The 9,823-nt window shown below is 42.0% G+C and carries 5 protein-coding genes; 4 read left to right on the forward strand and 1 reads right to left on the reverse strand.

Going from position 1 to position 9,823, the window contains the following annotated elements; all coding sequences use genetic code 11:
• Positions 1–242: 242 nt before the first annotated feature.
• Positions 243–2,861 (reverse strand): aminopeptidase N, encoded by a 2,619-nt coding sequence (gene pepN / locus AB6N04_RS10085; RefSeq protein ID WP_369308169.1) that lies wholly within the window; start codon positions 2,859–2,861, stop codon positions 243–245.
• A 467-nt stretch (positions 2,862–3,328) separates the two neighbouring features.
• Between pepN and pncB the strand changes: the two genes are divergently transcribed.
• The 4 genes from pncB to AB6N04_RS10105 all read left to right on the forward strand — a co-directional run bounded on the left by pncB (position 3,329) and on the right by AB6N04_RS10105 (position 9,748).
• Complete coding sequence (pncB, locus tag AB6N04_RS10090; protein ID WP_369308170.1) at positions 3,329–4,543, forward strand: nicotinate phosphoribosyltransferase; 1,215 nt, start codon at positions 3,329–3,331, stop codon at positions 4,541–4,543.
• A 497-nt stretch (positions 4,544–5,040) separates the two neighbouring features.
• The gene (asnS, locus tag AB6N04_RS10095; protein ID WP_369308171.1) at positions 5,041–6,441 is read left to right on the forward strand and encodes an asparagine--tRNA ligase; all 1,401 of its coding nucleotides are present in this window, start codon (positions 5,041–5,043) and stop codon (positions 6,439–6,441) included.
• 558 nt (positions 6,442–6,999) lie between these two features.
• Positions 7,000–8,124, forward strand: coding sequence for a porin (locus AB6N04_RS10100; protein WP_369308172.1), 1,125 nt, complete (start codon positions 7,000–7,002; stop codon positions 8,122–8,124).
• A 433-nt stretch (positions 8,125–8,557) separates the two neighbouring features.
• The gene (locus AB6N04_RS10105) at positions 8,558–9,748 is read left to right on the forward strand and encodes an amino acid aminotransferase (protein ID WP_369308173.1); all 1,191 of its coding nucleotides are present in this window, start codon (positions 8,558–8,560) and stop codon (positions 9,746–9,748) included.
• Positions 9,749–9,823 lie beyond the last annotated feature (75 nt).

Consider the following 9,823-nt stretch of genomic DNA (forward strand, 5'->3'; position numbering starts at 1 on the left):
CATGTTTGACAGCAAGTTGGATAGGTTTTGAAAATAAACAAGGAAAATCAATATATTGATTTTCGCCTGATAACACAAAGTGGGAAAAACCACGCTTTTTCCCACTTTGTCAACAACCTCAGGGGGAAGATAGTTAATCTTACCCCTTTAGATCTAAACTAAAATCGCTATTTTTACTTTCCTAAGAACTTTTGAGCGTTGTTGATTATCTCATCATATAAAAATAGCGTATGTCTTAGCGATTAGCTTTCTAATGCTTTAGTGATTTTTTCAAATAAATCACCCGAAAGGTTGTCTAACGCTTTCAATTGTTCAAGCACCTTACGCATCTGGGCTTGACGCTTTTCATCATAACGTTTTAAACGGATGAGTGGTTCAATTAAGCGAGAAGCGACCTGTGGATTGCGTGTATTCAGATCCACCAGAATTTCATACAGGAACTGATAACCGCTGCTGTCCTCTGCGTGGAAGTTAACTGGGTTGCCTGCGGTAAATGCTCCAACTAACGAGCGAACACGGTTCGGGTTACTCATACTGAATGAACGGTGATTTAACAACTGACGCACTTTCGATAACGTGCCTTTTGCAGGGCTTGAACCTTGCAATGTAAACCACTTATCCATCACCAAGCCATCATGGTGCCAACGTTCGTCAAAATCAGCCATCAATTGAGCATGGCAAGGTAATTGGGCCTCATTAGCTGCCGTTAATGCCGCCAGCGAATCGGTCATATTGTCTGCATTTTTATACTGCTCTTCGACCAGTTTATTCGCCATCGCAACATCATCATTCGACGCTAAATATTGCAAACAGACGTTACGTAACGACCGTTTCGCAATGTCTTGATGATCGACACGGTAACCGTCAATATTAATCGAACGGTATACAGCCAAGAATTCATCAGACATTTCATTGGCTAATCGATGATGAATAAAATTAACCACTTCATGGATGGCAACAGGATCGATTACTGTAAATAGTTCAGCAATTTCATTTTCTGATGGAAGCGTTAAGATCAATGCCGCTAACGCAGGATCGACTGACTCACTCAATAAAACTGCACGAAAAGCATCAATCACAGACTCGGGTAAAATAAGTGCTTCACCTTTTTGGTACTTAGTCACATTGATTTTTGCGTAGTTATTAATCAGTTGTTGCGCCGCATCCCAACGTGAAAATTCATTACTCGCATGCTGCATCAAGAACGCTAATTGTTCATCGGTATAGTGATAATCTAATTTAACCGGTGCTGAAAACTCGCGTAATAATGAGGGCACTGGCTGGCTTGGGACTTCATCAAATACAAAGGATTGCGTTTCTTGGGTAACATTAAGCACAGAATTCACTGCACTACCATCACGTTTTAATGGAATGACCGCCCCTTCCTCATCATATAGCTCAATATCCAGTGGAATATGCAGAGCATGTTTTTCGGTTTGATCTAACGTTGGGGGCGTCATTTGGCTAACATGCAGTGTATATTGCTGTTTCTCAGGCGAATATTCATCACGAACGGTTAATACTGGCGTCCCCGATTGGCTATACCAGCGACGGAATAAAGACAGATCGACATTTGAGGCATCTTCCATTGCTTGTACAAAATCATCACAAGTCGCTGCACTACCATCATGGCGATGAATATACAGTTGCATACCCGCTTGGAACATTTCTTCGCCCAGTAACGTGTGGATCATGCGAATAACTTCAGATCCTTTTTCGTAGACTGTTAATGTATAGAAATTGTTCATTTCTATCACTTTTTCAGGGCGGATTGGGTGCGCCATTGGGCTTGCATCTTCAGCAAACTGTGCCGCACGCATGACTTTAACGTTATTAATGCGGTTCACTGAACGGGAGCCTAAATCGGAGCTAAATTCTTGATCTCGGAAAACGGTTAGCCCCTCTTTTAAGCTTAATTGGAACCAGTCACGACAAGTAATACGGTTACCTGTCCAGTTATGGAAATATTCATGACCAATCACAGATTCGATATTTAGGTAGTCTTTATCTGTTGCCGTTTCACTTTTCGCTAAAACATACTTGGAGTTAAAAACGTTCAAACCTTTATTTTCCATTGCGCCCATATTAAAGAAATCAACGGCGACAATCATATATATATCAAGGTCATACTCTAAACCAAAGCGATCTTCATCCCATTTCATGGCGTTTTTAAGCGATTGCATCGCCCATGGGGCACGGTCTAAATTACCTTTATCAACAAACAGTTCTAATGCGACTTCACGACCACTGCGGGTGACAAAAGTATCTTTTAATACATCAAAATCACCTGCGACTAATGCAAATAAATAACTGGGTTTTGGGAATGGGTCTTCCCACTTAACCCAATGGCGACCATTTTCTAATTCGCCTTCTGCAATACGGTTACCATTTGATAAAAGATAAGGATAACGTGTTTTATCTGCTGTAATAGTTGTCGTATAACGTGCTAATACATCTGGGCGGTCTTGATAAAAGGTAATATGACGAAAGCCTTCAGCCTCACATTGCGTACATAACGCCTCTCCCGATACATACAAGCCTTCTAACGCGGTATTTTTTTCAGGGCTAATTTCATTCACAATACGCAGCGTAAAAGCTTCAGGTAATGATTTGATAATCAATTTACCTTCAGATTGTTGATAATCGCTCCACGCCTTACCCTCAATTTCAATACTCACCAATGATAAATCTTCACCATGCAGTTCAAGAGTGGAAGATTGTGGGTTAATACGCTTTACCTTACTCACTGCGGTTACCACTGTCTTAACAGGATCAAGGTTAAAATCGAGGTCAATCTCTGTAATCGTATAATCAGGTGCTTGATAATCCTGACGATATTTCGCTTGTCTTAACTGGGTCATAAGTAACCTTTTAATTCGTTATATTCGATATCGCACTACTTTGCTGCTTTATACAATACTATAAGACACCGTAATGTGAACGGATTTGAGAAACATTTTCATCAGAAGAAGTTATCTATTTCTTAGTCAATGTTACTTTCTTAAAGTTAATAGTGGCTATTTTGTTACAAAATCGTTTGTTTGTTGGTGCTATAGTACTATCAAATATTTCACGACATGTTAGTATCATTTCGTGATTAATCGTTTTGTATCTAAAACATTAGTCATTCTAGCTTCAAAATGGGTTTTCTTGGTATAACAGCTTTACGCAAAAGCAAATGAGCACATTAAGCTGAATATATCCCACCAATACAAACTGGTAGAATAACGCTTCTATCTTTCGTCAAAGTGGGTATACTTTTGCAACTTTAACGATTTAGCAAATTAGCTAATTAAGTAGATAAGCTCCGCGAGGATGTCTGCGCGCCATGAATTTAGACGCTACACCGATTATTACATCACTGCTCGATACCGATGCTTACAAGCTTCATATGCAGCAGGCAGTTTTCCACCGATACTACCAAGTACCGGTTGTTGCTGAGTTCCGCTGTCGTAGCAGTGAACTCCTAGGCGTCTACGCCGATAAAATTAGGCAACAAGTTCAGTTGATGGAACATTTGTCCCTCACCGACGATGAATTTACATTTCTACGCCGCTTGCCTTTTTTCCAAGAAGACTACCTCTCTTGGCTAAAAACATTCCGTTTTAAACCTGAACAAGTCACTGTTTCTTCTAATGAGGATGGACAACTTGCCATTCGCATTAGTGGCCCGTGGCGCGAAGTGATCATGTGGGAAGTCCCACTCCTCGCCCTTGTCAGTGAAATTGTCCAACGAGATAGACACCCCGAAATCACGCCAGATGACGCGGTTAGCCAACTCAAAAAACTGTTAACTATTTTCTATGCTCAAGCCAACGAGAACCAATTAGACTTGTCTGGCTTTAAATTAATGGATTTTGGTACTCGCCGCCGCTTCTCTTACACGGTGCAATCAGCCATTGTTTCCATGTTGAAAAAAGAGTTTCCTTATCTTATTGGCACCAGTAACTACAAACTGGCCCATGAGCTTGATTTAATCCCTGTAGGTACACAAGCACACGAATGGTTCCAAGCGCACCAACAAATTAGCCCTGAGTTAGCCAATAGCCAACGGGAGGCTCTGCAAAGCTGGTTAGATGAATATCCAAATCATCTGGGTATTGCGTTAACGGACTGTATCACCATGGATGCCTTCTTGCGCGACTTTGATATTGATTTTGCGAAGCGCTACCAAGGATTGCGCCACGATTCGGGCGATCCGATCGAATGGGGTGAAAAAGCCATTGCTCACTACCAAAAATTAGGTATTGATCCAATGAGCAAAACACTGGTGTTTTCCGATAGCTTAGACCTACAAAAAGCGCTCGACTTATACCGCTATTTCCATCAACGGATCAACCTTGTGTTTGGCATTGGCACACGGCTAACCTGCAATATTCCTCATGTTACGCCGCTGAATATTGTGATCAAACTGGTCGAATGCAACGGCAAACCTGTCGCTAAGCTCTCTGATAGCCCAGGCAAAACCATTTGTGAGGACGATGAGTTCGTTAACCAACTCAGAAAAGCCTTTGACCTCCCTAAAATGGAAAAAGCCAGCTAATCCCCACCCGATTTCCATCGCTCTGCAGAAGAATATGCACTTTTTTTGTGCAGAGCTTTAAAACCCTCTTTTTCTTTTATTCACTTACTATTACTATAGTTTTTAAGCTCTAGGATCATCGTTCGATTCCACTGAAATTATTTATCGCGATTTTTTACTTGTTTCCTAACAAATGGCAAGTAACATAGAGCGTTGGCCCCTGAAATATGGGATTTCGTAAGTATATCCCTACTTAACTATTTTTACCGTCATACACGCCTTGTTTTGCACCTCAATAATAAAGAAAGCTGCAATACAATGAACGAAATGGTTTTAATACAATTTGAATGGCATCCTAAATAATTCGAGTTTAGGAAGGCGGCAAGCAATTGAGCCCTAGGAGCATACACAAGTATGTGACTAGGGTCGGTTTGTGAAGCCAACGCATCTTCGGCTCGAAGTATGACGGATTGAGATAGTCAAAGTAGATATTGTTAAATTTGAAGAGAGTGAATTATATGATAGTAGCGCCTGTAGTCGACGTACTGCAAGGCCGTGTGGCGGTAGGCTCTGAAGTCACCGTTCAAGGCTGGGTACGTACAAGGAGAGATTCAAATGCGGGTTTTTCTTTCCTCGCCGTATATGACGGCTCATGCTTTAATCCGTTACAGGCTATCATTAATAATAATTTACAAAATTATAATGACGAAGTCCTGCATCTCACTACGGGTTGTTCCGTTGAAGTCACCGGGACGGTAAAAGAGTCTCCAGGTCAAGGTCAATCATTTGAATTAGAAGCCAGCGCAGTCAAAGTCGTTGGTTGGGTTGAAGATCCTGACACCTACCCAATGGCGGCAAAACGCCATAGCGTTGAATTTTTACGTGAAGCGGCCCACTTGCGCCCACGCACTAACTTAATTGGTGCTGTTGCCCGTGTTCGCCACACCTTAGCACAATCTATCCATCGCTTCTTTGATGAGCAAGGTTACTTCTGGGTTTCAACGCCAATCATTACTGCTTCCGATACCGAAGGCGCCGGAGAAATGTTCCGTGTCTCCACTCTGGATTACAACAACTTACCGCGTAATGATAAAGGGGAAGTGGATTTCAGCGAGGATTTCTTTGGTCGCGAAGCATTTTTAACCGTTTCAGGGCAGCTAAATGGTGAAGCCTACGCAACGGCACTGAGCAAAGTGTATACCTTTGGGCCAACATTCCGCGCTGAAAACTCTAACACCAGCCGTCACTTGGCGGAATTCTGGATGGTTGAGCCTGAAGTGGCGTTTGCAAACTTAGATGATGTGGCAGGCCTTGCCGAAAAAATGCTGAAATTTGCATTTAAAGCAGCACTGACGGAACGCCGTGATGATTTAGAGTTCTTTGCACAACGGGTTGATAAAGACGTTATCACCCGCTTAGAAAGCTTTATTAACTCTGATTTCGCGCAAGTTGACTATACGGATGCCATTAAAATCCTTGAAACTTGTGGTCAGAAATTCGAAAACCCGGTTTACTGGGGAGTCGATATGTCATCTGAACATGAGCGTTATTTAGCAGAGCAACACTTTAAAGCACCGGTCGTGGTGAAAAACTACCCGAAAGATATCAAAGCCTTCTATATGCGCCTCAATGAGGACGGTAAAACGGTTGCTGCAATGGATGTTCTCGCACCGGGTATTGGTGAAATCATCGGGGGCTCACAGCGTGAAGAGCGTCTGGATATGCTAGATGCTCGCCTTGAAGAAATGGGAATGAATAAAGAAGATTACTGGTGGTACCGTGATCTGCGCCGTTACGGCACTGTGCCTCACTCAGGTTTCGGCCTTGGTTTTGAGCGCCTAGTTGCCTATGTAACAGGTGTTAGTAACGTGCGTGAAGTGATACCATTCCCTCGTACACCAAGAAACGCAGCCTTCTAATTTCTGCGTGTTTATATTTATTCACGAGCCTGCGAATGTTGGCTCGTGATTTTTAGCCCTGAAATACTTTCACTTTATAACTATCCCATTTCGTTACATTAATTGCAGACATTTGATAAACAGATCACACTTTTTTACGTTATTGCCTTATAATTTCCCGTTATATTGCATCTACATTGATATTGTTAAGAATAATCTGCTTTTTTGCTTCGTTTTTGTTTTTTGCCATCCCAAAATCGTCAAACAAATTGATCTAAGTTGCTCAAAAAAAGCTCAAATTGCCTCTCAAAAAAGTTCCCTAAATTTTGTAATATTTTTTAAACTGGTACGATGAGTGTTTATTTTTTACTCTATTTTTTACATTTTGAAACATCTAGTTACCATTTGTTTCAGAATCTTTGATTTTGTAGCACTTTGAGGGTAGATAAATTTATTTAGCAATGGAACACTGGTCGCCGACATAGACGACACTAATCTCTCATAAATAGTTCCAATTATTTTTGCGAATTATTTTTGGCAGTGGCAGGTGTCCGAATAACACCAATGAGGGTAATAATAATGATGAAACGCAATATTCTTGCAATGGTTATCCCAGCTCTGTTAGCTGCTGGTGCAGCAAACGCAGCTGAAGTCTACAACAAAGACGGCAACAAGTTAGACGTTTACGGTAAAGTTGACGTTCGTCACTACTTTGCAGATGGCAAAGGTAGCAATGGTACTAAAAGTGAAGATGGCGACGATTCACGCGTTCGTTTAGGTCTGAAAGGTGATACGCAAATCACTGATCAACTGACTGGTTTTGGTCGTTTCGAGTGGGAAACAAAAACCAACAAAGGTGAAGACAACAACACCAATAAAAACCGTTTAGCATACGCGGGACTGAAATTTGCTGATTTCGGTTCAATCGACTACGGCCGTAACTACGGTGTGGTATATGATACGGCTGCGTGGACAGACGTTCTGCCTTTATGGGGCGGCGATTCTATGGCGCAGACTGATACATTTATGACTGGTCGTAACCGCAACCTGTTAACTTACCGTAACAACAACGCGTTCGGTTATGTTGATGGTCTGAGTTTTGCTCTGCAATATCAAGGTAAAAACACTGAAACTAACAAATCAGGTGTTAGTGATGTTTATAAAAACAACGGTGACGGTTACGGTTTCTCAGCAGCTTACGACTTAGGTTGGGGCGTAACTTTGGGTGGTGGTTATTCTAATTCTGCTCGTACTGAAAACCAAAAAACTAGCCAAGCTCGTGGTGACCGCGCTCAAGCGTGGAACGTGGGTGGTAAATTCGACGCTAACAACGTTTACTTAGCAGCGATGTATGGTGAGACTCTGAACATGACTCACTACGGTAGCAAAGATTTTATCGCTAACAAAACTCAAAACGTTGAGTTAGTGGCTCAGTACCTGTTCGATTTCGGTCTGAAACCATCTGTTGCTTACGTTCAGTCTAAAGGTAAAGACCTGCCAGGCTACGGTAACAAAGATATCCTGAAATATGTATCTGTTGGTTCTTACTACTACTTCAACAAAAACATGTCTGCAGTTGTTGATTACAAAATTAACCTGTTAAAAGACAATGACTTTACTAAAAACACAGCTAACGGTATCAACACTGATAACGGTATCAACACTGATAACGTAGTTGGTTTAGGTCTGATTTACCAATTCTAATTATCAGTTAACTGATAAACTAGAAAACGGTAACATGTTTTTGCAAGCAGCGCCTCGGCGCTGCTTTTTTATTGCCCCATTATGCCAATCTTTGTTTTACCTACCTTAAAACCCGTTCACCTTCCTATTTATCAACCCAAATCATCAATAAGACAGGTAAATACGCTGGCCTTATACATATTTCTGGTTGGATTACATGCAATTTCTACCTAGCTCACAAGATCTCGCCAATTTTTCGTAAAACGGTTGGCAAAAGCCCTTTCACACGTTAACCTGAGAACTCGACTCGTTCGACTAAACCCGTTTTCAGCTATACCCTGCATTAACCCGCTGTCAAGGCACCTGACAGGTAAGGTTGTCACAAGCTACCTTGCTTTGCCTTTACAACTCAGGTTTATGTTCGGTACCACAACAGAGCTTTGGAATCGACAACATGTTTGAGAAAATTATTTCTGCCCCCGCTGACCCCATTTTAGGTCTTGCTGATAGTTTCCGTGCTGATCCCCGCGAAAATAAAATTAACTTAGGTATTGGCGTCTACAAAGATGAATCAGGGAAAACCCCTGTACTTGATACCGTCAAAAAAGCAGAGAAATTCCTGCTAGATAACGAAAATACCAAAAACTATCTTGCGATTAGCGGAATGCCAGAATTTGGCCGTGTAACACAAGAATTGTTATTCGGTGCACAACATGAAATTGTCACCTCAAAACGTGCACGCACAGCACAAGCACCGGGCGGTACGGGCGCACTGCGTATCGCGGCGGATTTTATTGCTAAACAAACCAATGCAAAACGCGTTTGGATCAGCAACCCTACTTGGCCTAATCACAAAAATATTTTTGAAGCAGCAGGCTTAGACGTTTTAACGTATAACTACTATGATGCCGCCAATCACGGTATGGATTTTGACGGTATGCTCAATAGCCTGTCATCCGCCGTTGCCGGTGATGTGATTGTACTGCACGGTTGCTGCCATAACCCAACGGGTATTGACCCAACCGTAGAGCAATGGACAAAACTGGCCGCACTCTGTGCAGATAAAGGCTTATTACCTGTTTTTGACTTTGCTTACCAAGGCTTTGCAAAAGGCTTAGATGAAGACGCTGAAGGTCTGCGGATCTTCACCAAAAACAATCCTGAAATGATTGTGGCAAGTTCGTTCTCAAAAAACTTCGGTTTATATAACGAACGTGTTGGGGCCTGTACGATTATCGCAAAAGATAGCGATAACGCAGAGCGCGCATTTAGCCAAGCTAAAGCGGTTATCCGTGCAAACTACTCAAACCCACCTGCGCACGGTGCAGCAGTAGTGACCACCATCCTTTCTGATAATGCGTTAAAAGCAGAATGGATCCAAGAACTGACTGCAATGCGTGAACGTATTAAACGTATGCGTCAGCTATTAGTCAAAACATTGGAAGAAAAAGGCGCTAAACAGGACTTCAGCTTCATTATCAACCAAAATGGTATGTTCTCCTTCAGTGGGCTGACAAAAGAGCAGGTAGAGCGTCTACGTAGCGAATTTGGCATCTATGCAGTGAGTTCTGGGCGTATTAACGTAGCAGGCTTAACACTGGAAAACATGGTTCCACTGTGCGACGCCATTGTTAAAGTTTTATAAGCGTTAGAATCATTTCTCTGACCGTCAAAAGGCACTGTAAAGTGCCTTTTTTGGTTGTTGACAAAGTGGGATAAA

Source organism: Providencia rettgeri (assembly GCF_041075285.1).
Lineage (GTDB): Bacteria > Pseudomonadota > Gammaproteobacteria > Enterobacterales > Enterobacteriaceae > Providencia > Providencia rettgeri_G.

What these genes read in the sequence shown, in the direction of transcription:
- AB6N04_RS10100 (WP_369308172.1), top strand. Translation starts at nt 7,000, where the DNA reads ATGATGAAACGCAATATTCTTGCAATGGTTATCCCAGCTCTGTTAGCT.
- asnS (WP_369308171.1), top strand. Translation starts at nt 5,041, where the DNA reads ATGATAGTAGCGCCTGTAGTCGACGTACTGCAAGGCCGTGTGGCGGTA.
- AB6N04_RS10105 (WP_369308173.1), top strand. Translation starts at nt 8,558, where the DNA reads ATGTTTGAGAAAATTATTTCTGCCCCCGCTGACCCCATTTTAGGTCTT.
- pncB (WP_369308170.1), top strand. Translation starts at nt 3,329, where the DNA reads ATGAATTTAGACGCTACACCGATTATTACATCACTGCTCGATACCGAT.
- pepN (WP_369308169.1), bottom strand. Translation starts at nt 2,861, where the DNA reads ATGACCCAGTTAAGACAAGCGAAATATCGTCAGGATTATCAAGCACCT.